21 protein-coding genes and 1 pseudogene are annotated in these 23245 nt (G+C 58.4%); 17 read left to right on the top strand and 5 right to left on the bottom strand.

The genetic code is table 11. The annotated features are described in order from the left end of the window. Nucleotides 1-54: 54 nt before the first annotated feature. The 3 genes from dapD to dapC are packed head-to-tail and all read right to left on the bottom strand — an operon-like array spanning nucleotide 55 to nucleotide 2674. Nucleotides 55-1089, bottom strand: a complete 1035-nt coding sequence (gene dapD, locus N1078_RS03465; RefSeq protein ID WP_274086805.1) for a 2,3,4,5-tetrahydropyridine-2,6-dicarboxylate N-succinyltransferase — start codon at nucleotides 1087-1089, stop codon at nucleotides 55-57. Between the two features lie 38 nt (nucleotides 1090-1127). Further along, on the bottom strand, nucleotides 1128-1475 hold the full coding sequence (locus N1078_RS03460) for an ArsC family reductase (protein ID WP_274086804.1): 348 nt from the start codon (nucleotides 1473-1475) through the stop codon (nucleotides 1128-1130). Further along, nucleotides 1472-2674, bottom strand: a complete 1203-nt coding sequence (dapC, locus tag N1078_RS03455) for a succinyldiaminopimelate transaminase (RefSeq protein ID WP_274086803.1) — start codon at nucleotides 2672-2674, stop codon at nucleotides 1472-1474. The genes N1078_RS03460 and dapC overlap by 4 nt, the downstream gene beginning before the upstream one ends. 277 nt (nucleotides 2675-2951) lie before the next feature. Between dapC and N1078_RS19575 the strand changes: the two are divergent. Both N1078_RS19575 and N1078_RS19570 read left to right on the top strand, forming a co-directional pair. Continuing rightward, a pseudogene (locus N1078_RS19575) lies at nucleotides 2952-3989 on the top strand (HAMP domain-containing protein); the annotation flags it as partial. A 90-nt stretch (nucleotides 3990-4079) separates the two neighbouring features. Further along, nucleotides 4080-4844 (top strand): methyl-accepting chemotaxis protein, encoded by a 765-nt coding sequence (locus tag N1078_RS19570; RefSeq protein WP_443218084.1) that lies wholly within the window; start codon nucleotides 4080-4082, stop codon nucleotides 4842-4844. A gap of 51 nt (nucleotides 4845-4895) precedes the next feature. Here the strand turns inward: N1078_RS19570 and N1078_RS03445 are convergent, their stop codons facing one another. Beyond that, nucleotides 4896-7598, bottom strand: a complete 2703-nt coding sequence (locus tag N1078_RS03445; protein ID WP_274086801.1) for a [protein-PII] uridylyltransferase — start codon at nucleotides 7596-7598, stop codon at nucleotides 4896-4898. Nucleotides 7599-7639: 41 nt separating this feature from the next. Then, nucleotides 7640-8422 (bottom strand): type I methionyl aminopeptidase, encoded by a 783-nt coding sequence (gene map / locus N1078_RS03440; protein ID WP_274086800.1) that lies wholly within the window; start codon nucleotides 8420-8422, stop codon nucleotides 7640-7642. A gap of 283 nt (nucleotides 8423-8705) precedes the next feature. Between map and rpsB the strand changes: the two genes are divergently transcribed. From rpsB to rnhB, 15 genes are all read left to right on the top strand, one after another. Continuing rightward, nucleotides 8706-9446 carry a 30S ribosomal protein S2 gene (rpsB, locus tag N1078_RS03435; protein WP_274086799.1) on the top strand — a complete coding sequence of 247 codons (741 nt, stop codon included), beginning with the start codon at nucleotides 8706-8708 and terminating at the stop codon, nucleotides 9444-9446. A 186-nt stretch (nucleotides 9447-9632) separates the two neighbouring features. Continuing rightward, complete coding sequence (gene tsf, locus N1078_RS03430; protein WP_274086798.1) at nucleotides 9633-10496, top strand: translation elongation factor Ts; 864 nt, start codon at nucleotides 9633-9635, stop codon at nucleotides 10494-10496. 189 nt (nucleotides 10497-10685) lie between these two features. Beyond that, nucleotides 10686-11435 (top strand): UMP kinase, encoded by a 750-nt coding sequence (gene pyrH, locus N1078_RS03425; protein WP_274086797.1) that lies wholly within the window; start codon nucleotides 10686-10688, stop codon nucleotides 11433-11435. Then, entirely contained in the window at nucleotides 11425-11982 is a 558-nt protein-coding gene (gene frr, locus N1078_RS03420) for a ribosome recycling factor (RefSeq protein WP_274086796.1), read from the top strand. The genes pyrH and frr overlap by 11 nt, the downstream gene beginning before the upstream one ends. Nucleotides 11983-11998: 16 nt before the next feature. After that, entirely contained in the window at nucleotides 11999-12754 is a 756-nt protein-coding gene (uppS, locus tag N1078_RS03415) for a polyprenyl diphosphate synthase (RefSeq protein ID WP_274086795.1), read from the top strand. Then, the gene (locus tag N1078_RS03410) at nucleotides 12754-13569 is read left to right on the top strand and encodes a phosphatidate cytidylyltransferase (RefSeq protein ID WP_274086794.1); all 816 of its coding nucleotides are present in this window, start codon (nucleotides 12754-12756) and stop codon (nucleotides 13567-13569) included. The genes uppS and N1078_RS03410 overlap by 1 nt, the downstream gene beginning before the upstream one ends. Beyond that, on the top strand, nucleotides 13566-14750 hold the full coding sequence (gene ispC / locus N1078_RS03405; protein ID WP_274086793.1) for a 1-deoxy-D-xylulose-5-phosphate reductoisomerase: 1185 nt from the start codon (nucleotides 13566-13568) through the stop codon (nucleotides 14748-14750). Before N1078_RS03410 ends, ispC begins: the two co-directional genes overlap by 4 nt. A gap of 21 nt (nucleotides 14751-14771) precedes the next feature. Further along, nucleotides 14772-16124, top strand: a complete 1353-nt coding sequence (rseP, locus tag N1078_RS03400; protein ID WP_274086792.1) for a sigma E protease regulator RseP — start codon at nucleotides 14772-14774, stop codon at nucleotides 16122-16124. 89 nt (nucleotides 16125-16213) lie between these two features. Then, entirely contained in the window at nucleotides 16214-18562 is a 2349-nt protein-coding gene (bamA, locus tag N1078_RS03395; protein ID WP_274086791.1) for an outer membrane protein assembly factor BamA, read from the top strand. A gap of 43 nt (nucleotides 18563-18605) precedes the next feature. Continuing rightward, nucleotides 18606-19109, top strand: a complete 504-nt coding sequence (locus tag N1078_RS03390; RefSeq protein ID WP_090238860.1) for an OmpH family outer membrane protein — start codon at nucleotides 18606-18608, stop codon at nucleotides 19107-19109. Continuing rightward, nucleotides 19109-20170: a UDP-3-O-(3-hydroxymyristoyl)glucosamine N-acyltransferase gene (gene lpxD, locus N1078_RS03385; protein ID WP_274086993.1), complete on the top strand. Its 1062-nt coding sequence runs from the start codon at nucleotides 19109-19111 to the stop codon at nucleotides 20168-20170. Before N1078_RS03390 ends, lpxD begins: the two co-directional genes overlap by 1 nt. A 48-nt stretch (nucleotides 20171-20218) precedes the next feature. Beyond that, nucleotides 20219-20659: a 3-hydroxyacyl-ACP dehydratase FabZ gene (gene fabZ, locus N1078_RS03380; protein ID WP_160015687.1), complete on the top strand. Its 441-nt coding sequence runs from the start codon at nucleotides 20219-20221 to the stop codon at nucleotides 20657-20659. Next, nucleotides 20656-21432, top strand: coding sequence for an acyl-ACP--UDP-N-acetylglucosamine O-acyltransferase (lpxA, locus tag N1078_RS03375; protein ID WP_274086790.1), 777 nt, complete (start codon nucleotides 20656-20658; stop codon nucleotides 21430-21432). The genes fabZ and lpxA overlap by 4 nt, the downstream gene beginning before the upstream one ends. A gap of 3 nt (nucleotides 21433-21435) precedes the next feature. Continuing rightward, a complete protein-coding gene (lpxB, locus tag N1078_RS03370; protein WP_274086789.1) occupies nucleotides 21436-22569 on the top strand; it encodes a lipid-A-disaccharide synthase in 1134 nt (377 codons plus the stop codon). Continuing rightward, entirely contained in the window at nucleotides 22569-23165 is a 597-nt protein-coding gene (gene rnhB, locus N1078_RS03365) for a ribonuclease HII (RefSeq protein WP_274086788.1), read from the top strand. Before lpxB ends, rnhB begins: the two co-directional genes overlap by 1 nt. Nucleotides 23166-23245 lie beyond the last annotated feature (80 nt).

Genomic DNA, 23245 nt, shown 5'->3' with positions numbered 1-23245 from the left:
GAGTGTAAATAAACAGGCCGGGCATTAGCCCGGTCTGTGGCAACTGCGCTGCGCTTAGTTGTGTGCGTGCAGGGCGTCGTTCAGCTCGATCGCCGACTTGTGGGTTTTGCACTCCACGGCGCCGGTTTGCGAGTTGCGGCGGAACAGCAGGTCCGGCTGGCCGGCCAGTTCGCGGGCTTTAAGCACCTTGACCAGCTTGTTGTCAGCATCCAGCAGTGCCACTTTGGTGCCGGCAGTGATGTACAGGCCGGATTCCACGGTGTTGCGGTCGCCCAATGGAATACCGATGCCGGCATTGGCGCCGATCAGACAGCCTTCGCCCACGGAGATGACGATGTTGCCGCCACCGGACAGGGTGCCCATGGTCGAGCAGCCGCCGCCCAGGTCGGAACCCTTGCCGACGAAGACACCCGCAGACACGCGGCCTTCGATCATGCCTGGACCTGCAGTGCCGGCGTTGAAGTTAACAAAGCCTTCGTGCATCACGGTGGTGCCTTCGCCCACGTAGGCGCCCAGGCGGATACGCGCGCTGTCGGCGATACGCACGCCAGCCGGCACCACGTAGTCGGTCATTTTCGGGAATTTGTCCACCGAGAAGACTTCCAGCAGGTTGCCCTTCAAGCGCGCTTCCAGCTGACGTTCAGCCAGTTCAGCCAAGTCGATGGCGCCCTGGTTGGTCCACGCCACGTTCGGCAGCAGCGGGAAGATGCCGGTCAGGTTCAAACCGTGTGGCTTGACCAGGCGGTGCGACAGCAGGTGCAGCTTGAGGTAAGCCTCAGGCGTGCTGGTCAGGGGCGCGTCTTCAGCCAACAGGGTGACCACCAGCGGCTTCTGGCTTTCAGCCAGGCGGGTGAGCAGAGCGGCTTGCGCCAGGTCTACATTTTTCAGCGTTTCGGCCAGGTCACCGGCCTGAGCGGTAGTGATGCTGATGGCCTGGTTGCCGCCGGTATAGCCAAGTTGTTCTACGACTTTAGCGACCAGCTCGCTGGCTGGGTTGAGCAGCGGCTGGGCATAGAAAACTTCCAGCCAGTTGCTCTGACGGTTCTGGGTGCCAACGCCGAAGGCCAGGCTAAAGAGGGTGGTGTTCATTTTATTTTCCTTACCGCAAATTCATGTGGGCCGAGTGGTCAACCCAGTTCGGCGGCATAGCGGTCGGCCTTGAAGCCGACCAGAGTCTTATTGCCGAGATCCAGCACGGGGCGTTTGATCATCGACGGTTGGGCGAGCATCAGTTCGATCGCCTTGTCCTGGTCGAGGTTGCTTTTCTGCGCCTCGTCCAGCTTGCGGAAGGTGGTGCCTGCGCGATTTAGGACGATTTCCCAACCATGCTCGTTGCACCACTTTTCCAGGTTACCGCGGTCGATGCCGCAGGTTTTGTAATCATGAAAGGCATAGCTTACCCCGTGCTCGTCGAGCCAGGTGCGGGCTTTCTTCATGGTGTCGCAGGCTTTGATGCCAAACAGGGTGTTGCTCATGCGTCGAGGCCCTTCACAAAATCACGAATACGCTCAGCTGCTGTCACGCACTCCGCCAGTGGAGCGACCAGTGCCATGCGCACGCGGTTTGCGCCTGGATTATGGCCATCGACACTGCGTGACAGGTACGAGCCGGGCACTACGGTGACATGCTCGCGGGCAAACAGCTCGCGGGTAAATGTTTCATCGTCTATCGGCGTTCTGGCCCATAGGTAGAAACCGCCGTCCGGGCGCTGTACATCCAATACGCCATCAAGAATCGCCAGTACCGCGTCGAACTTCTCGCGGTACAGCTCGCGGTTGGCCTTAACGTGCTCTTCATCGCTCCAGGCGGCTACGCTGGCCAGCTGGGTTTGCACCGGCATCGCGCAGCCGTGGTAGGTACGGTACAGCAAGAAAGATTTCAGAATGTCGGCGTCGCCGGCGACAAAACCCGAACGCAGGCCTGGCAGGTTGGAACGCTTGGACAGGCTGTGGAACACCACACAGCGCGCAAAATCATGCCGGCCCAGTTCGGCGCAGGCAGTCAGTAGGCCGGCAGGCGGGTTGCCCTCATCGAAGTACAGCTCGCTGTAGCACTCGTCGGCGGCAATCACGAAGTCGAATTTATCGGCCAGGGCGATTAGCTTTTTCAGTGTGCCGAGCGGAATCAGCGCGCCCGTCGGGTTGCCGGGTGAGCAGAGGAAGAGAATCTGGCAGCGCTGCCAGACGTCATCGCTGACTTCATCGAAGTCCGGGTTGAAGCCATGTTCTGCCAGGCATGGCAGGTAGTGCGGCTGCGCGCCGGCGAGCAGGGCGGCGCCTTCATAGATTTGGTAGAACGGATTGGGGCTGACCACCAGGCCGTCAACATCACGTTGCACCACCGCCTGGGTAAAGGCGAACAGCGCCTCACGCGTGCCGTTGACCGGCAGTACATGGCGCGCCGGATCGAGCACGCCGGCCGGCAAACCGAAGCGGCGGCTGCACCAGGCGGCAATGGCTTCGCGCAGCGCCGGAATGCCCAGCGTGGTCGGGTACACCGCGAGCTGGTCAAGGTTGGCGCTGAGCGCTGCAGCCACAAATTCCGGTGAACGGTGTTTGGGCTCGCCAATGGATAGGGCAATTGAGGTTTTTTCGGTCGGCGCAGTGGCGCTGCCGAGCAGGGCGCGCAATTTCTCAAAGGGATAGGGCTGGAGGTGGGCGAGGGCGTGGTTCATGACGGATCGCTACTGGAATGCTTAAAAGGTCGCGACACTAGCACGTTAAGACGCATTTAGAGAATTATGTGGGGTTGATTTACGGCCTAATCCCCCGCCGGCTTGGTCCCGCTGCGGCCTGCGCCTAAGCGAACCAATCGCCTGGCGCTCTGCTGTGCCTTGCCTGGGGTAAGTGATACCTGCCTTTTTAACTAAAGCCCCTGTGGTCTGGGCCGATAGTCGGCTTACCGGACAAAGAGCCGGACGCCTATTGCTGACCCGCTTAACGAGAGTATTAATGCGCAACCTAAAATTCAGCCACAAGATCATGTTGGCTGCGTCGTTGGTGGTGATTGCGGCCTTTGCCTCATTCGCCTTGTACAACGACTACATGCAACGTAACGCCATCCGCGAGAACCTTGAGAACTACCTGCGTGACATGGGTAATGTCTCGGCAGGCAATATTCAGCACTGGCTGAATGGCCGCGTTCTGCTGCTCGACTCGCTCGGCGAGACGGTGGAAGACAGCGGCGATGCTGTCGCGCTCAGCAACAGCCTTCAGCATCGCAGTATTGCGTCCTCCTTTTTATACGCCTACCTCGGTGAAGCAGACGGCACCTATACCCAATACCCCGCCAGCGACTTGCCGGCCGGCTATGACCCACGCCAGCGCCCTTGGTACAAAATGGCTCAGGCGGGTTCTGGTGTCGGCCTGACCGCGCCTTACCTGGCGGCTGATCCGCGTGATGGCTTGTTGATCACCATTACCCGTGCAGTACGTCGTAATGGCGTACTGGCGGGAGTGGTGGGTGGCGACCTGAAGTTGGAAACCATCGACAATATCCTTAGTTCGCTGGATCTTGGCGGGCTGGGTTATGCCTTCCTGGTCGATGACACCGGCACTGTGTTGGTTCACTCTGACCGCGAGCAGGTGCTCAAAGGCTTGGACAATCTCTTTCCTGGCGGCAAGCCCATGCTCAGTACTGCCCTGCAAGACGTGCAGGCGGCCGATGGTGCGGCGCGTATTGTCACCTTTGTCCCGGTGCAAGGTCTGCAAGGGGTTCGCTGGTATGTCGGCCTGTCAGTCGACAAGAACAAGGCCTATGCCGCGTTGCAGGAGTTCCGCCTGTCGGCGGTGATGGTGATGGTGATTGGCGTCGCGGCGATCTTGCTACTGCTCGGGCTGTTGATTCGCTTTTTGTTGCAGCCACTGCATGTGATGAGTCGCGCCATGGGCGATATCGCCCAAGGTGAGGGCGATTTGACCCAGCGTTTGCAGGTTAACTCGTTGGATGAATTCGGTGAGCTGGCGGTGGCATTCAACCGCTTTGTCGAGCGGATTCACGAGTCGATCCGCGAAGTGGCGTCGACCACCAGTGCGGTGCATGAACGCGTGCGCACTGTGGTGGCAGCGTCCAATGCGTCGATGAGTAACTCTAGCGAGCAGGCCGCGCGGACCGACAGTGTGGCGGCGGCGATCAACGAGCTGGGCGCTGCTGCGCAAGAGATTGCGCGCAACGCCGCCGATGCCTCCACTCAGGCTAGCGGTGCACGCCAAGGTGCCGAAAATAGCCAGCAAATGGTCGAGAAAACCCTGGGCGCGATGAGTGATCTGTCGAGCAAGATCGAGGCGGCTGGCGCGCACATCGAAACCCTGAGCCAGAAGAGCAACGACATCGGCCAGATCCTTGATGTGATCAAGGGCATCTCCGAGCAGACCAACCTATTGGCCCTTAACGCCGCCATTGAGGCCGCTCGCGCCGGCGAGGCTGGGCGTGGTTTTGCGGTGGTGGCGGATGAGGTGCGTAACCTGGCGCAGCGCACTCAGAGTTCGGCGCAGGAAATCCAGCAGATGATCGAGCAGCTGCAAACAGGCGCTCAGGATGCAGTCAACACCATGGTCGAAAGCCGTCGTTTCAGTGATGACAGCGTGCGTATTGGCAAGCAGGCTGGGGAAAATCTGCAGAGCGTGACGCGGCGCATCGGTGAGATTGACGGCATGAACCAGTCGGTGGCCACCGCGACCGAGGAGCAAACCTCGGTGGTCGAAAACCTCAATATGGACATCACCGAAATCAACGTGCTGAACCAAGACGGCGTGCGCAACCTGGAGGCCAGTTTGCGGGCGTGTACTGAACTGGATCAGCAGGCCGGTCGACTCAAGCAGCTGGTAGACAGCTTCCGCATCTAAACGGCAGGGCGCGTTAGGCGAGGCTGATCCCGGCCTAGCGCGCTTGGTGTATCAAATGGTGTGCTGTGCCGGCTGGTTTTCGCTGGTGCTGGGGGCTGATAACTTGCGCACGATGGTGGCCTGCAGGTTGGCGCACAGCTCTGGGTCGGAGAGCGGCTGATTGTTCGCGTCGGTGATAAAGAACACGTCTTCTACCCGTTCGCCCAAGGTGGCGATCTTAGCGTTCTGCAGCGACAAGTCGAAGTCCAGGAAGATTCGCCCGATGCGCGCCAGCAGGCCGGGGCGGTCTGGAGCAATCACTTCAAGCACGGTGACTGGGCGGTTGGCGTCGTTGTGGATGGTCACCTGTGGGGCAAAGGCGAAGTGCTTGAGTTGGCGCGGCACCCGGCGCTGAATGATGCTGGGGTAGTCGTCGGGGTTTTTCAGGGCGTCGATCAGGCCTTGGCGAATTTCGTTGATGCGCGCGGGGTTGTCGCCAATCGAGCCGCCTTCACTTTCCAGCACGATGTAGGTGTCGAGGGTGAACTGGCTGGTGGACGTGAGAATGCGCGCGTCATGGATGTTCAGGTTGAGCTGGGCCATGGCCGCCACGGTTACCGCAAAGAAATCATGCTGGTCTTCGGCGTAGATAAAGATTTGCGTGCCGCCTTCAAACTCGCGCTGGGTGGTTTCCTTGATCAGCACCAGTGGGTTGCCGTCATTGGGGTGGCTAATGATCGCCAGCGTATGCCACGCCACATCTTCGGCCGTATGGCGCAAGAAATAGTCATCGCCCAGCTGTGCCCACAGCTGCTCGGCTACGTCAGCATCGGTGCCGCCGCGCACCAGAATGTCTAAGGCAGTGCCTTGGGTCAGACGAATTTGCTCTTCGCGGTCCAGTGGGTTCTCCAGGCCGCGGTTCAGTGCGCGCTTGGTTTCGGTGTACAGCTGACGCAGCAGGCTGGCGCGCCAGGAATTCCACAGGCTCGGGTTGGTGGCGTTGATGTCGGCCACGGTCAGCACGTAGAGATAGTCCAGGCGCGTCTGGTCGCCGACCAGGTGGGCAAAGTCGGAGATCACCTGCGGGTCGGAGAGGTCTTTGCGTTGTGCGGTGGTGGACATGCTCAGGTGGCTTTGCACCAGCCAGGCAATCAGCTTGGAGTCCCAGCTGGGCAGTTGGTGGCGCGCGCAGAAGGCGGCTGCATCAACCGCGCCCAGTTCCGAGTGGTCGCCGCCGCGGCCTTTGCCGATGTCGTGGTAAATGCCGGCCAGGTAAATCAGCTCCGGCTTGGGCAGCTTGTCGACCAGTTCACTGGCCAGGGGGAATTTCTCGGCAACCCCAGGTTTGGTCAGCTTGCGCAGGTGTTTGATCACGTTAAGCGTGTGCGCGTCGACCGTGTAAATGTGGAACAGGTCGTGCTGCATCTGCCCGACAATCAGGCCGAATTCCGGCAGGTACAGGCCGAGAATGCCGTAACGGTTCATCCGCCGCAGATTGCGATGGATGCCTTCTTTGCATTTGAACAGTTCGATAAACAGGCTGGTGTTGCGGATGTCGTTACGGAACTCATCATCGATCAGGTAGCGATGGTCGCGCAGCAAGCGGATGGTGTCGGCGCATATCCCTTCAATTTCCGGGTTTTGCGCCATCACCACGAATATTTCCATAATGGCGAACGGCGTGCGCTTGAAGATGCCCGGGTGCACGGCTTCGATGTAGCCGTTGCGCACTTGGAAACGGCTGTTGAGGGCGGTGGCCTGGGTGACTTCGCCGGCACGCAGAATCTGCTCGTCAAAGTGCTGGATGATCAGGTCGCTCAGCTCGGCAATGGCCATCACTACGCGGTAGTACTTCTGCATAAAGCGCTCGATGGTGCGCTTGTTGTCCGGCTCTTTAAAACCCAGCAGTTCGGCCACCTTGACCTGGTGGTCGAACAGCAGGCGGTCTTCGGCGCGCCCCGCCAGCATGTGCAAGGCGTAACGGACCTTCCAGAGGAACTCTTTGCTGGAGGCCAGCAGCGCGTATTCGCTTTCCAGCAAAAAGCCTTGGCCGACCATGGCGTGCAGATTAAGCATGCCGAAATGCCGGCGTGCCATCCAAAGAATGGTCTGGATATCGCGCAGGCCGCCAGGCGAGCCTTTGACGTTGGGTTCCAGGTTGTACTCGGTGTTGTTGTATTTGGCGTGGCGGGCGCGCTGCTCGGCGCGTTTGGCGACAAAGAAGTCTGTGCTGGCCCACATCTTTGTCGGGCTGGTGACGCTTTGCATGCGCTGGCGCAAACGCTCCGGGCCAGCAATGGTGCGGCTTTCCATTAGGTTGGTGATCACCGTCAGGTCGGCGCGCGCTTCTTCGGCGCATTCGTCAACACTGCGCACGCTTTGCCCGACTTCCAGGCCAATGTCCCACAGCAACGTGAGGAAGCGTTCGATCGGCTCGCGGAAGGTTTCGTGGTCGGCGTTATCGAGCAGGATCAGCAGGTCGATATCGGAGAAGGGGTGCAGCTCACCACGGCCATAACCGCCGACGGCCAGCAGGGCGATATCGGCGTCTTCATTCCAGGGTAGGCGCTGCCAGGCTTCGCGCAGGATCTGGTCAACAAACCAGGCGCGGTCTTCGATCAGTCGGCGCACATCGCGGCCGCTTTTGAAGCGCCCGTCGAGCACTTCGCGAGCGTGGCGAATGGCCTTTTTGAATGCCGCAATAGGGCTGGTCTTGAGGGCCAGTTCAGCCTGGAACTGGCCGCGGTCGAACAACTCTGGATCTACCTGCGGCATTGCGGCCTTCCTTCTATCTATAAAGCAGACTCGGTGAGGGCTCAGGCCGACGTACGCGGGATGGTGTCATCGCTGCGCAGGGTGAAGATCTCGTAGCCGTTGGCTGTCACCAGGAGGGTGTGCTCCCACTGGGCGGACAGCTTGCGGTCCTTGGTGATCGCGGTCCAGCCGTCCCCTAGGGTGCGGGTTTCGGCGCGGCCCTGGTTGATCATCGGTTCGATGGTAAAGGTCATGCCTTCTACCAGCTCCATACCGGTGCCGGCGCGACCGTAGTGCAGCACTTGCGGCTCTTCGTGGAACACCGCGCCAATGCCGTGGCCGCAATATTCGCGCACCACCGAGAAGCCATTCTTCTCAGCATGCTTCTGGATCACTTCGCCAATGTCGCCCAGGCGAGTGCCCGGCTTGACCAGTTCGATGCCTTTATACAGGCACTCCTGGGTGACGGTGGCCAGACGCTCAGCCCACTCGGGCACTTTACCCACCATAAACATCTTGCTGGTATCGCCGTGGTAGCCATCCTTGATAACGGTGATGTCGATGTTGATCACATCGCCTTCTTTCAGCGGCTTGTCATTGGGGATGCCGTGGCAGACCACATGGTTGACCGAAGTGCAGATCGACTTGGGGAAGCCTTTATAGTTGAGCGGGGCAGGGATGGCCTGTTGCACGTTAACAATATAGTCATGGCAGATGCGGTCGAGCGCTTCGGTGGTGACACCGGGCTTGACGTGCTCGCCAATCATTTCCAGCACGTCGGCAGCCAGGCGGCCGGCTACGCGCATTTTCTCGATTTCGTCGGGCGTTTTGATGGTGACGGTCATGTGCGGTTCTCGGACGCGAACAGAAAGGGCGTCATCTTAGCAGCTACCAGCCGCAAGCCATAAGCAGCACGTAAAGAGCTGTGCTGCTTGGGTGCGGTTTTCTGCGAATGCGTGTGGCTTGGTGCAGTCTTTTATGGTATAAAACGCGCCGCTTTACGGGCTGTGTGCCCGGGAGCCTAAACCCACACACGTATCGACACGGTTTCCTGGGTGCCTAGCGACAAGTTCGCGGGTTGGAGATCGGGATACGTGGAGGCCTAACCCGACTTATCAAGGAACTATCATGTCCCAAGTCAATATGCGCGATATGCTGAAGGCCGGTGTGCACTTCGGTCACCAGACCCGTTACTGGAACCCGAAAATGGGCAAGTACATTTTCGGCGCGCGTAACAAGATCCACATCATCAACCTTGAAAAAACCCTGCCAATGTTCAACGACGCACTGTCGTTCGTTGAGAAGCTGGCTTCGGGCAAAAACAAGATTCTGTTCGTCGGCACCAAGCGTTCCGCTGGCAAGATCGTTGCTGAAGAAGCAGCGCGTTGCGGTTCGCCGTACGTCGATCATCGCTGGTTGGGCGGCATGCTGACCAACTACAAAACCATCCGTGCCTCGATCAAGCGTCTGCGTGATCTGGAAGTTCAGTCCCAGGACGGCACTTTCACCAAGCTGACCAAGAAAGAAGCGCTGATGCGCACTCGTGATCTGGAAAAACTGGATCGCAGTCTGGGTGGTATCAAGGACATGGGCGGTCTGCCAGACGCACTGTTCGTAATCGACGTTGACCACGAGCGCATTGCTATCACCGAAGCCAACAAGCTGGGCATTCCAGTTATCGGCGTTGTTGATACCAACAGCAGCCCGGAAGGCGTTGACTACATCATCCCAGGTAACGATGACGCCATTCGCGCCATCCAGCTGTACATGGGCGCCATGGCTGATGCCGTGATCCGTGCTCGCAACAACGCCAATGGCGGCACCGACGAATTCGTCGAGCAAGCCCCGGCTGCAGCTGTTGAAGGCTAAGTAGAGCGCGTCTAGCGTTTGCTTAGTTCGCAAAAAGGGGGCTTGGCCCCCTTTTTGCCACCTTTAAAACCATCGTCGACGTGCAGCTGTAATTGTTTCTAGCCATTGTCGGCAATGCGTTAAGAATTGAGCGCCCGTTTGTTTTGGCGGGTGGAATGGTTAACAACCTATCCAGAGGATTTTGAAATGGCAGAGATTACTGCAGCGTTGGTAAAAGAACTGCGTGAGCGTACTGGCGAAGGCATGATGGATTGCAAGAAGGCCTTGACCAAGGCTGGCGGCGACATCGAAAAAGCCATCGACGACATGCGTGCTTCCGGCGCGATCAAGGCTGCCAAGAAAGCCGGCAACGTGGCTGCAGAAGGCGCTATCGCGGTCAAAGAAGACGGCAAAGCTGCTGTTCTGTTGGAAGTGAACTCGCAGACTGACTTCCTGGCTCTGCAGGATGACTTCAAGGCATTCGTAGCTGCCAGTGTTGAGCAAGCATTTGCTGACAAGCTGACCGATGCTGCTCCGCTGATCGAAGCGCGTGAAGCTGATCGTCTGGTTCTGGTAGGTAAAGTTGGCGAGAACGTAAACATTCGTCGCCTGGTTCGCGTTGAAGGTGACGTGGTCGGTACTTACCTGCACGGTAACAAGATCGGTGTTGCTGTCGTTCTGAAAGGCGGCTCTGTTGAGCTGGCTAAAGACATTGCTATGCACGTTGCTGCGAGCAATCCAGAATTCCTGCTGCCTTCGGAAGTTTCGGCTGAAGCCATCGAGCGCGAAAAAGCCGTGTTCATGAGCCTTAACGAAGACAAGATCAAGGGTAAGCCAGCCGAAATCGTCGAGAAGATGGTTGGCGGCCGTATCCAGAAGTTCCTCGCTGAAGCCAGCCTGGTTGAGCAAGCCTTCGTTAAGAACCCGGAAATCAAGGTCGGTGATCTGGCCAAGAAAGCCGGCGCTGAAATCGTCTCCTTTACCCGCTTCCAGGTAGGTGAAGGCATCGAGAAGCCGGTCGACAACTTCGCTGAAGAAGTTGCTGCCCAGCTGGCTGCCAGCAAGCAGTAAGACAGTTAATCACTGTCGCCCCGAAGAGGCTGCCCGCTAACGCGCGCGGCCTCTTTGTCAAATTAAGGGGGCAGCTACGCTGTGAGGTGGTTGGGCTTTGGCACCAATGACCCGGGCGGTTGTCAAAGCGCCCACTAAACGTGAACTCAAGGTTCGCGCAGAATTCAAACGCCGCAGGAGAGACTCGCAATGGCTCAGCAGATGAGTGGTCGTCAACCGCGCTACAAGCGCATTCTGCTCAAACTTAGCGGCGAGGCCCTGATGGGGTCGGAAGACTTCGGTATCGATCCGAAGGTGCTTGACCGCATGGCCCTGGAAGTCGGTCAGCTGGTTGGTATCGGTGTCCAGGTTGGCTTGGTGATCGGCGGTGGCAACTTGTTCCGTGGCGCGGCGCTCAGCGCAGCGGGCATGGATCGGGTAACCGGCGACCACATGGGTATGCTGGCCACCGTGATGAACGCCTTGGCCATGCGCGACGCGCTGGAGCGTTCGAATATCCCGGCCATCGTCATGTCGGCGATTTCCATGGTTGGGGTGACTGACCATTACGATCGCCGCAAGGCGCTGCGTCATCTGAAAACCGGTGAGGTGGTGATCTTCGCCGCTGGCACTGGTAATCCGTTCTTCACCACTGACTCGGCTGCCTGCCTGCGTGCCATCGAGATCGATGCTGACGTCGTGCTCAAGGCGACCAAGGTCGATGGTGTGTACACTGCCGATCCTTTCAAGGATCCGCATGCCGAGAAGTTCGATCGCCTGACCTACGATGAGGTGCTCGATCGCAAGCTGGGCGTAATGGATTTGACCGCTATTTGTCTGTGCCGCGACCATGCTATGCCGCTGCGCGTTTTCAATATGAACAAGCCCGGTGCTCTGCTGAACGTTGTCGTCGGCGGCGCTGAAGGCACTCTGATTGAGGAAGATACCCATGATCAATGAGATCAAGAAAGACGCTCAGGCACGTATGCAAAAGAGCCTGGAATCGCTGATTCACGCCTTTAGTCGCATCCGTACCGGCCAGGCCCACCCGAGCATTCTCGGCGGTGTGATGGTGCCTTACTACGGTGCAGACACCCCGCTGAATCAGGTGGCCAACGTCACTGTCAAGGACGCCCGTACCCTGCAGGTCGTGGCGTTCGAGCGCAATATGCTGGCCGCTGTCGACAAGGCAATCCAAAGCTCGGGCCTGGGTTTTAACCCTACCAACCTGGGCGAGTTGCTGCTGATCTCCATGCCCGCGCTGACCGAGGAAACCCGTAAGGGCTTCACTAAGCAAGCGCGTGATGCGGCTGAAGATGGCCGTGTTGCGGTGCGCAATATCCGTCGTGATGCCTTGAGCCAGTTGAAAGACTTGGTCAAAGAGAAGGAAATTAGCGAAGACGAAGAGCGCCGTGCGGCCGACGAGATTCAGAAGCTGACGGACAAGTTCGTGGCGGAAATCGAAGTGGCAGTGAAGCAGAAAGAAGCGGATCTGATGGCCGTTTAACGGCCGGTATATCGTCATGGAAATGACCAAAGACGGTAGTCCGCCCGGCGTGCCACGGCATGTGGCGATCATCATGGACGGTAATAATCGCTGGGCGAAGAAGCGTTTTCTGCCCGGCGTTGCTGGCCATAAAGCCGGTGTCGATGCAGTGCGTGCGGTGATCGAAGTGTGCGCGGAGGCGGGCGTCGAGGTACTGACCCTGTTTGCCTTCTCCAGTGAAAACTGGCAGCGCCCGGCGGAGGAGGTCAGTGCGCTGATGGAGTTATTCCTCAGTGCGCTGCGTCGCGAGGCGAAAAAACTCAACGCCAACGATATCAGCTTGCGCATTATTGGTGATCGCTCGCGCTTTCACCCTGAGCTGCAAGCTGCGATGCGTGAGGCGGAGGCGCAAACCGCCGGTGATAAGCGTTTCGTCCTGCAGGTGGCGGCCAACTATGGTGGCCAGTGGGATATCGTCCAGGCTGCGCAGCGCCTGGCGCGTGAAGTTCAAGGCGGCCATTTGCACGCTGAGGACATCACTCCAGAATTGCTGCAAAGCTGCTTGGTGACCGGCGATTTACCCTTGCCTGACCTGTGCATTCGCACGGGCGGCGAACACCGTATCAGTAACTTCCTGCTCTGGCAGTTGGCCTACACCGAGCTGTATTTCTCCGACCTGTACTGGCCGGATTTCAAACACGACGCCATGCACAACGCCTTGGCCGATTTTGCAAGCCGCCAGCGTCGCTTTGGGAAAACCAGCGATCAGGTGGCTGCCGAGGCTCGTAGTTAATGCTCAAGCAACGAATTATCACGGCGTTGGTGCTGTTGCCATTCGCTCTGGGCGGTTTCTTTCTGCTCGATGGCCCGCTGTTTGCGCTGTTTATCGGTGCGGTCGTCAGTCTTGGTGCCTGGGAATGGGCGCGTCTGGCTGGTTTGACTGCGCAGGTGCAGCGTGTGGCGTTTGCAGTGTTGGTTGCAGCGCTCCTACTGGGCTTGTATCTGGTGCCTGTTTTAGCGCCTTGGGTGTTGCTGTGCGCGCTGATCTGGTGGGCGCTGGCGACCGCTCTAGTGCTCGGCTATCCGGCCAGTAGTCGCTACTGGGTTGGACTGCCGGTCAAATTGATAATTGGCCTGCTGATTCTGTTGCCAGCCTGGCAGGGGCTGGTGCTGTTCAAGCAGTGGCCCGAAGCGAACTGGCTGATTCTGGCGGTGATGGTGCTGGTGTGGGGCGCGGATATCGGTGCCTACTTCAGTGGGCGTCGTTTCGGTAAGCGCAAGCTGGCCCCGCAGGTCAGTCCTGGCAAAAGCTGGGAAGGGGTGTTTGGTGGTTTGTTGGCCACGCTGCTGATCTGTGTGGGCGTAGCGATTTACCGCGACTGGTCGTTTGCCAGTCTGCTGCTGGGCTTGCTGGGTACCGCTGTAGTGGTGCTGATCTCGGTGGTTGGTGATCTGACTGAAAGCATGTTCAAACGCCAGGCTGGGGTTAAAGACAGCAGCAATCTGTTGCCAGGTCACGGCGGTGTGCTCGATCGTATTGACAGCCTGACTGCGGCGATCCCGGTATTCGCCGCATTGCTGTGGTTGGCGGGCTGGGGCGCGTTGTGAGTCATCTGCAGCAGGTTACGGTGCTGGGGGCGACGGGCTCGATTGGCTTGAGCACCCTTAATGTCATTGCGCGCCACCCTGAGCGCTATCAAGTCTTTGCGTTGTCCGGTTTCAGTCGTCTGGCCGAGCTGGAGGCGCTGTGCATGGTTTATCGGCCGCGCTTTGCCGTGGTGCCGCAAGCGTTGGTGGCTGATCAGCTGCAAGCAACATTGCGTGCAGCCGGACTGGCCACTCAGGTGCTGCATGGCCCGGAGGGGTTGTGCCAGGTGGCGGCCCATCCTGACGTGGATACCGTTATGGCGGCCATCGTGGGGGCGGCCGGCTTGCCGCCGACGTTGGCGGCCGTGGGGGCGGGCAAAAAAGTCCTGCTAGCCAATAAAGAAGCGCTGGTGATGTCCGGTGCCTTGTTTATGCAGGCGGTCAAACGCAGCGGTGCGGTGTTGCTGCCGATTGATAGTGAGCACAACGCAATTTTTCAGTGTCTGCCGGGCGACTATTCCCGTGGCCTGCAGCAGGTTGGGGTGCGCCGTATCCTGTTGACCGCGTCGGGCGGACCGTTCCGTGAAATGCCGCTGGAACAATTGCATGCGGTGACGCCGGAGCAAGCCTGTGCGCACCCTAACTGGTCGATGGGGCGCAAGATTTCGGTCGATTCGGCCAGCATGATGAACAAAGGCCTTGAGCTGATCGAAGCCTGCTGGCTGTTTGACGCGACACCGGCGCAGATTGAGGTGGTGGTGCACCCGCAAAGCGTGATCCATTCACTGGTGGACTATGTGGATGGCTCGGTACTAGCCCAGTTGGGCAATCCGGATATGCGTACGCCAATCACTCATGCACTGGCTTGGCCGGAGCGTATCGACTCCGGTGTGGCGCCGCTGGATCTGTTCGCCGTCGCTCGCCTGGACTTCCAGGCGCCCGATGAGCAGCGCTTCCCCTGCTTGCGCTTGGCGCGTGAGGCGGCGCAAGTCGGCGGTACTGCGCCGGCCATGTTGAATGCGGTGAACGAAGTGGCTGTGGCTGCTTTCCTTGAGCGGCGCATCCGTTTTCCTGAGATCGCGCGTATGATCGAAGACGTTTTGCACACTGAGCCCGCCCTGGCGGTTGAGAGTCTGGATGCGGTGCTGGCGGCTGATAGCCGCGCCCGTGATCTGGCTGAGCAATGGCTGAGTCGGCGCTAAGCGCCGGCGCGGAGAAGTTTGATGAGTGCGCTTTATATGTTGGTTGGTACCTTGGTGGCGCTTGGGGTGCTGGTAACTATTCATGAATATGGCCACTTCTGGGTCGCGCGCCGCTGTGGGGTTAAGGTGCTGCGCTTCTCGGTGGGTTTTGGCAGCCCGCTGCTGCGCTGGCAGGACCGCCACGGCACCGAATTTGTTGTGGCCGCCATCCCGCTGGGCGGCTACGTGAAAATGCTCGATGAGCGTGAAGGTGATGTACCGCCGGAATTGCTCGATCAGTCGTTCAATCGCAAGTCGGTCAAGCAGCGTATCGCCATTGTTGCGGCCGGGCCCGTCGCCAACTTCCTTCTGGCGCTGTTGTTCTTCTGGGTCGTGGCCATGCTTGGCAGCCTGCAGGTGCGCCCGGTTATTGGTGCAGTTGAGTCGGGCAGCCTGGCTGAGGTTGCCGGTTTGCAGGCGGGGCAGGAGATCGTCGCGATTGATGGTCAACCGACCACTGGCTGGGCGGCGGTTAACCTGCAGTTGGTCAGTCGTTTGGGTGAAAGTGGTCGCCTGGATCTTGCGGTACGCGAGCCGGGTTCGTCGGTCGACAGTTCACGGCAAATCGTGCTGGACAACTGGTTGCGCGGCGCTGATGAGCCAGACCCTATTGCGTCGCTGGGTATTCGCCCATGGCGCCCGGTGCTGCAGCCCGTGCTGGCGCAGCTTGATTCTGAAGGGCCTGGCGCCGCTGCAGGCTTGCAGGTCGGCGATCGTCTGCTCGCGCTTGATGGGCAGTCTTTGGCGGATTGGCAGCAGTTGGTCGATCAGGTTCGGGGTTTGCCAGGTAAAACAATCACCCTGCGAGTTGAGCGCCAAGGTCAGCAGCTGGATGTGCCGCTGACCCTGGCGGCGCGCGGGGAAGGCGAGGCGCTGAGTGGTTACTTGGGCGCTGGCGCAGCCGGCGGCGAGTGGCCGCCGGAGATGTTGCGCGAAGTCAGCTACGGCCCTTTAGAAGCCATCGGCGAAGGTGCGAAAAACACCTGGACGATGAGTGTTCTAACCCTTAATTCCCTGAAGAAAATGCTGTTTGGTGAGCTCTCGGTAAAAAACTTGAGCGGGCCGATAACCATTGCTAAAGTGGCGGGCGCTTCTGCTGAGTCGGGGTTGAGTGATTTCCTGAAATTCCTCGCCTACCTGAGCATTAGCCTGGGGGTTCTTAATTTGCTGCCTATCCCTGTGCTGGATGGGGGGCATCTGCTGTTTTATCTGGTCGAGTGGGTGCGTGGTCGTCCACTGTCGGAACGGATACAGGGTTGGGGGATGCAGATTGGCATCAGTCTGGTGGTCGGGGTTATGTTGCTGGCCCTGATCAATGACTTGAGTCGCCTGTAGCTAGCGCTGAATTACGCTCTCCGTATGTACAAAAAGTGTCGCCTTAAGCGGCAGATTTTTTATTGTCAGTTGATATAAGAAAGGACTTCATGAAACGTCTGCTGCTACCTGCGGTGCTTGCCGCACTGATGATCACCGAAGTTCACGCCGAGTCCTTCACCATCTCCGATATTCGGGTCACCGGTCTGCAGCGCGTCTCTGCGGGTAGCGTATTCGGTGCCTTGCCGCTTAATGTCGGCGCGCAAGCTGATGACCGCGCCTTAGTCGAAGCCACTCGCGAACTGTTCAAAACCGGTTTCTTCCAGGACATCCAGCTTGGCCGTGATGGCGATGTACTGGTGATTACCGTGGTTGAGCGGCCGTCGATTTCCGGTATCGAGATCGAGGGTAACAAGGCCATCAGCAGTGAAGACTTGCTCAAAGGCTTGAATCAGTCGGGCCTGGCTGAAGGTGAGATTTTCCAGCGCGCCACGCTCGAAGGCGTGCGTAATGAGTTGCAGCGTCAGTATGTGGCGCAGGGCCGTTATTCTGCTGAAATCGAAGCCGAAGTAATCCCGCAGCCGCGTAACCGCGTGGCGCTGAAGATCAACATCAACGAAGGTTCAGTTGCCGCCATTCAGCACATCAACGTGGTGGGTAACTCGGTTTTCTCCGATGAAGACCTGATCGGTCTGTTTGAGTTGAAAACCACCAACTGGCTGTCCTTCTTCAAGAATGACGACAAGTACGCCCGTGAAAAGCTCTCCGGCGACTTGGAACGCCTGCGCTCCTATTATCTGGATCGTGGCTATATCAACATGGATATCAGCTCCACCCAGGTGTCCATTACCCCGGACAAAAAGCACGTCTACGTCACGGTCAACGTGGATGAAGGCGAGAAATTCACCGTAGGTGAGGTCAAACTCAGCGGTGAATTGAAGGTACCGGAAGAAGAAGTGCGCGCCTTGTTGCTGGTTCAGCAAGGCCAGGTGTTCTCGCGCAAAGTGATGACCACCACGTCCGAGCTGATCACCCGTCGCCTGGGTAACGAGGGCTATACCTTCGCCAACGTCAATGGTGTGCCGGAAGCCAATGATGATGGCACCGTGTCCATTACCTTTGTGGTCGACCCGGGCAAGCGTGCTTACGTCAACCGGATCAACTTCCGCGGTAACACCAAGACAGAAGATGATGTGTTGCGCCGTGAAATGCGCCAGATGGAAGGCGGCTGGGCGTCGACTTATTTGATCGATCAGTCGAAAACCCGCCTGGAACGCTTGGGCTATTTCAAAGAAGTGAACGTCGAAACCCCGCAAGTGCCGGGCACTGACGATCAAATTGACGTCAACTATAGCGTTGAAGAGCAGGCCTCTGGCTCGATCACTGCTAGCGTCGGTTTTGCCCAGAACGCCGGTCTTATTCTGGGTGGCTCGATCACCCAGAACAACTTCCTCGGTACCGGTAACAAGGTCAGCGTGGGCCTGACCCGCAGCGAATACCAGAGCAGCTACAACTTCGGTTTTGTGGACCCTTACTGGACGCCAGACGGCGTTAGCTTGGGCTACAACGCCTTCTTCCGTGAGACGGATTACGACGAGCTGAACACCGATGTGTCCAGCTACTCGGTGGACAGCTACGGTGCGGGCGTCAGCATTGGTTATCCGATCAGTGACACCTCGCGTCTGACCTATGGCTTAACCGTACAGAACGACAGTATTGGCACCGGTATCTATACCGTTGACGAAATTTTCGACTTTATCGAAGCTGAAGGTGACAGCTACCTGAACCTTAAAGCTTCGGTCGGCTGGTCGGAGTCGACGCTGAACCGTGGCGTGCTGGCTAACCGTGGTCATTCACAAAGTTTGGTGTTTGAAACGACGGTGCCGGGCAGCGACCTGTCCTTCTTTAAAGTGGATTACCGCGGGCAGATTTTCAAACCGCTGAGTGATACCTATACCCTGCGCCTGCATAGCCAGTTGGGTTATGGCGAAAGCTATGGTTCGACCAGCGAGTTGCCGTTTTATGAAAACTACTACGCCGGTGGTTTCAACTCCGTGCGTGGCTTCAAGGACAGCAGCCTGGGGCCGCGTAGCACGCCGAGCAAAGGTACTAACCCAGGTACAGCATTCGATCCGGACCAAGATCCGCTGCCATTCGGCGGTAATGTGCTGATTCAAGGCGGCGCCGAATTGCTGTTCCCAATGCCGTTCGTGAAAGATCAGCGCTCCCTGCGTACCGCGCTGTTCTGGGACGTGGGCAACGTGTTTGACACCAATTGCGGCAGCTCCCAGGATGATTGCAGCAGCATTGATCCGGGTAACTTGGCCAGCTCGGTGGGCGTTGGTCTGACGTGGATTACCGCACTGGGGCCGTTGAGCTTTAGTTTGGCCATGCCAATCATCAAGCCGGATGATGCCGATACGCAGATTTTCCAGTTCTCTCTCGGTCAGACGTTCTAAGCGTCAGATTATTGAATATCAACAGTTTTGCAGGAGTTGCACCGTGCGTAAGTTGACTCAGCTGGTTTTGTTAAGCGTTGCCCTGCTGGCGACTCCGGCGTTTGCCGAGATGAAAGTCGCGGTATTGAACTATCAGATGGCTTTGCTGGAGTCTGATGCGGCCAAGCGTTATGCGGTGGATGCTGAGAAGAAATTCGGCCCACAGCTGAACAAGCTGAAAACCCTGGAAAGCGATGCCAAGCGCATTCAGGATCGTCTGGTCAAAGACGGTGAAAAAATGCAGACCGCAGAGCGCGAGCGGCTGGAACTTGAATTCAAGCAAAAAGCCCGTGACTTCCAGTTCCAGTCCAAGGAATTGAATGAGTCCAAAGCGGTGGCTGATCGCGAGATGCTGAAAAAGCTTAAGCCGAACCTGGATAAAGCCGTCGAAGAAGTCATCAAAACCGGTAACTTCGACCTGGTGCTGGAGCGTGGTGCGGTGATTGATGTCAAACCTCAGTTCGACATCACCCGTCAGGTTATCGAGCGCATGAACAAGCTGCGCTGATCATGAGCATGCCGGTTTATTCCCTTGGCCAGTTGGCCGAGCGCTTAGGTGCCACCTTGCGTGGCGCCGAAGACCAGCCGATCAGCGGTTTGGCCACTTTGCAGGAGGCAGGCCCTGAGCAGCTGAGCTTTCTCGCCAATGCGCAATACCGTAAGTTTCTCTCGGGCTGTCAGGCAGGTGCGGTGCTGTTAACTGCGGCCGACGCCGAAGGCTATGCCGGTAATGCGCTGGTTGTGGCCAATCCCTACCTGGCGTATGCCGAACTCTCTCATCTGTTTGATCGCAAACCGCGGGCTGTGTCGGGTGTTCATCCGAGCGCTGTGGTAGCGGCGGACGCGCAGGTCGATGCCAGTGCGAGCATTGGTGCTTATGCGGTGATCGAGAGTGGCGCGCAGATTGCCGCTGGCGTAACCGTCGGTGCGCACTGCGTTATCGGCGCGCGCTCGGTGATCGGTGAGGGCGGCTGGTTAGCCCCGCGCGTCACGCTGTATCACGATGTGCGGATCGGCAAACGTGTGGTGATTCAATCCGGCGCAGTGATCGGTGGCGAGGGCTTCGGCTTTGCTAACGAGAAGGGCGTTTGGCAGAAAATCGCGCAGATCGGTGGCGTCACCATTGGCGATGATGTCGAGATCGGTGCCAACACCACCGTAGACCGTGGCGCGTTGTCGGACACGCTGATTGGTAATGGGGTCAAGCTGGATAATCAGATCATGATCGCGCACAACGTGCAGATTGGTGATAACACTGCCATGGCGGGCTGTGCGGGGATTTCTGGCAGCACTAAAATCGGCAAGAACTGCATGATCGCCGGCGGTGTCGGCATGGTTGGGCATATTGAGGTGTGCGACAACGTGTTCGTCACCGGTATGACCATGGTCACCCGCTCAATCACCGAACCCGGCTCCTATTCGTCGGGTACTGCCATGCAGCCAGCGGCTGAATGGCGCAAGAGCGCGGCACGGATTCGTCAGTTGGATGACATGGCGCGACGCCTGCAACAGTTGGAAAAGCAGCTGGCCGCCGTGACCTCTGCCGCTGACACTTCATCTGATGCCTGAGCCGGTATTTACCGGCTTCTCTTTTTTCTCTTACAGGCTTCTCTGCACATGATGGACATCAACCAGATTCGCGAATACTTGCCGCACCGCTATCCGTTCCTTTTGGTGGATCGTGTGGCTGAGCTGGATATTGAAGGCAAGCGAATTCGCGCCTACAAGAATGTCAGCATCAATGAGCCGTTCTTCAACGGGCATTTTCCTGAGCACCCGATTATGCCGGGCGTGTTGATCATCGAAGCCATGGCCCAAGCGGCCGGTATTCTGGGCTTCAAGATGATGGATCTGAAGCCATCCGATGGCACCCTGTATTACTTTGTCGGCTCCGACAAGCTACGCTTTCGCCAGCCCGTGGTGCCGGGTGATCAACTGATCCTCGAAGCCCGCTACCTGAGCAGTAAGCGCAGTATCTGGAAGTTTGAGTGCAAGGCCAGTGTCGACGGCAAGGAAGTCTGCTCGGCAGAAATCATCTGTGCGGAACGCAAACTATGAGTTTGATTGACCCTCGCGCCATCATCGATCCCAGCGCCAAGCTGGCTGACGACGTAGTCGTCGGCCCTTGGTCGATAGTCGGGGCCGATGTAGAAATTGGCGAGGGTACAGTGATCGGCCCCCATGTGATCCTCAAGGGGCCGACGCGGATCGGTAAACATAACCGCATCTACCAGTTCTCCTCTGTGGGTGAAGACACTCCCGATCTCAAGTACCAGGGAGAGGCAACTCGTCTGGTCATTGGCGATCACAACGTGATTCGTGAGGGTGTCACCATCCATCGCGGCACCGTGCAGGATCGCAGCGAAACCACCCTTGGCGACCACAACCTGATCATGGCTTATGCCCACATTGGCCATGACAGCGTGATCGGCAACCATTGCATCTTGGTCAACAACACCGCGTTGGCCGGGCATGTATGGGTCGATGACTGGGCGATTCTGTCTGGCTACACCCTGGTGCATCAGTTCTGCCGCATCGGTGCGCACAGCTTTTCCGGCATGGGCACGGCGATTGGCAAGGATGTGCCGGCGTTTGTCACCGTGTTCGGCAATCCGGCCGAAGCGCGCAGCATGAACTTCGAAGGCATGCGTCGTCGTGGTTTTAGCCCTGAGGCTATTGCAGCTCTGCGTCGCGCCTACAAAATTGTCTATCGCCAGGGGCTCACGGTTGACCAGGCGATGAGCGAGCTGGCCGAGTCGGCAAGCGCATTCCCCGAGGTCGCGATTTTCCGCGACTCCATTCTGGCCTCGAGCCGCGGCATTACCCGATAATTTATGACTGACCTGATGCGTGTCGCGCTGGTCGCCGGCGAGGCGTCTGGCGATATTCTTGGTGCCGGGCTGATGCAGGCGCTAAAAGCCCAGTACCCTGCAATCGAATTTATCGGTGTCGGTGGCCCGCTGATGCAGGTCCAGGGACTGAACTCTTATTTCCCGATGGAGCGCTTGTCGGTGATGGGGTTGGTCGAGGTGCTGGGCCGTCTTCCCGAATTGCTGTCGCGGCGCAAACGCCTGATCAATACCTTGATCGCGGCCAAGCCGGATGTGTGTATCGGCATTGATGCGCCGGATTTCAACCTGACGCTTGAACTCAAGCTGCGTCAGGCCGGAATCAAGACCGTACATTACGTCAGCCCATCCGTGTGGGCCTGGCGGCAGAAGCGCGTGCTGAAAATTCGTAAAGCCTGCGACCTGATGCTGACCCTGTTTCCATTCGAGGCGCAGTTCTACCAAGACCATCAGGTGCCAGTACGGTTTGTTGGTCATCCGTTGGCCGATACCATTCCGCAGCAGGCGGACCGTGCGGCGGCACGTGAGGCGCTGAACCTGGCCAGTGATCAGCCGGTGGTCGCCTTGATGCCGGGCAGTCGTGGCGGTGAAGTGTCGCGCCTGGGCGGTCTGTTCCTTGATGCGGCGGTACGTTTACGTACCTTGCGCCCCGGTATTCAGTTTGTTTTGCCCTGTTCCAGCCCGGAGCGCCGTGCACAGATTGAGCACATGCTGGTCGGCCGTGATCTGCCGCTGACGCTGCTCAACGGTCGCTCCCATGAGGCGCTGGCTGCTTGCGATGCGGTGTTAATTGCTTCCGGTACGGCGACCCTTGAGGCGCTGCTGTACAAGCGTCCCATGGTGGTGGCCTACAAGGTCGCGCCGATGACCTATCGCATCCTCAAACGCCTGGTGAGCAGTGCTTACATCTCGCTGCCGAATTTGTTGGCTGAGCGTTTGTTGGTGCCTGAATTGATTCAGGATGCGGCGACACCTGAGGCGCTGGCGCAATTGCTTGCTCCGCTGCTGGACGGCGGCGAAGTACAGACTGAAGGCTTTGATGTGATTCATCGCGCGCTGCGCCGTGATGCTTCGCTCCAGGCTGCCCAGGCTGTCCTGCAGCTGACAGGCCGCGGCTGATGCAATTGGGACTGGATTTTACCCTGGTGCAAGAACTGGTCGCTGGGGTCGATGAAGTGGGCCGTGGCCCGCTTTGTGGCGCAGTGGTAACCGCGGCGGTGATTCTCGATCCGGCGCGGCCTATTCTTTGCCTCAACGACTCGAAGAAGCTAACTGAGGCGCGTCGGGAAAAACTCTTCGATGAAATCCGTGAGAAAGCCCTGGCCTGGTGCATTGCCCGGGCGGAAGTGGAAGAGATCGATCAGCTGAACATTTTGCAGGCCACCATGCTGGCTATGCAGCGCGCGGTCGAGGGCTTGAGTGTTACGCCCAAACTGGCGCTGATCGACGGTAACCGCTGCCCCGTGCTCCAAGTACCCAGTGCTGCGGTGGTTAAAGGTGATAGCCAGGTGCCGGCCATTGCCGCCGCCTCGATCTTGGCCAAGGTCAGCCGTGACCGCGAGATGCAGCAGCTTGATCAGCAATACCCGGGCTACGGGATTGCTGGGCACAAGGGCTATCCCACGCCGGTGCACCTTGAGGCGTTACGTCGCCTGGGGCCAACACCGATCCATCGCCGCTCGTTCGGCCCGGTAAAGGCGTTGTTGGATAGCTAGGCTGGCCTTAACCCATGCTGCTTGCTGCTGTTTGCACCTAGGCCCGGTACAATCCGGGCCTTGTCGTTTTTGTGTTTTGT

Source organism: Pseudomonas sp. MIL19 (assembly GCF_028680365.1).
GTDB lineage: Bacteria > Pseudomonadota > Gammaproteobacteria > Pseudomonadales > Pseudomonadaceae > Aquipseudomonas > Aquipseudomonas spirodelae.
This window is presented reverse-complemented; position numbering and strand designations above follow the sequence as displayed.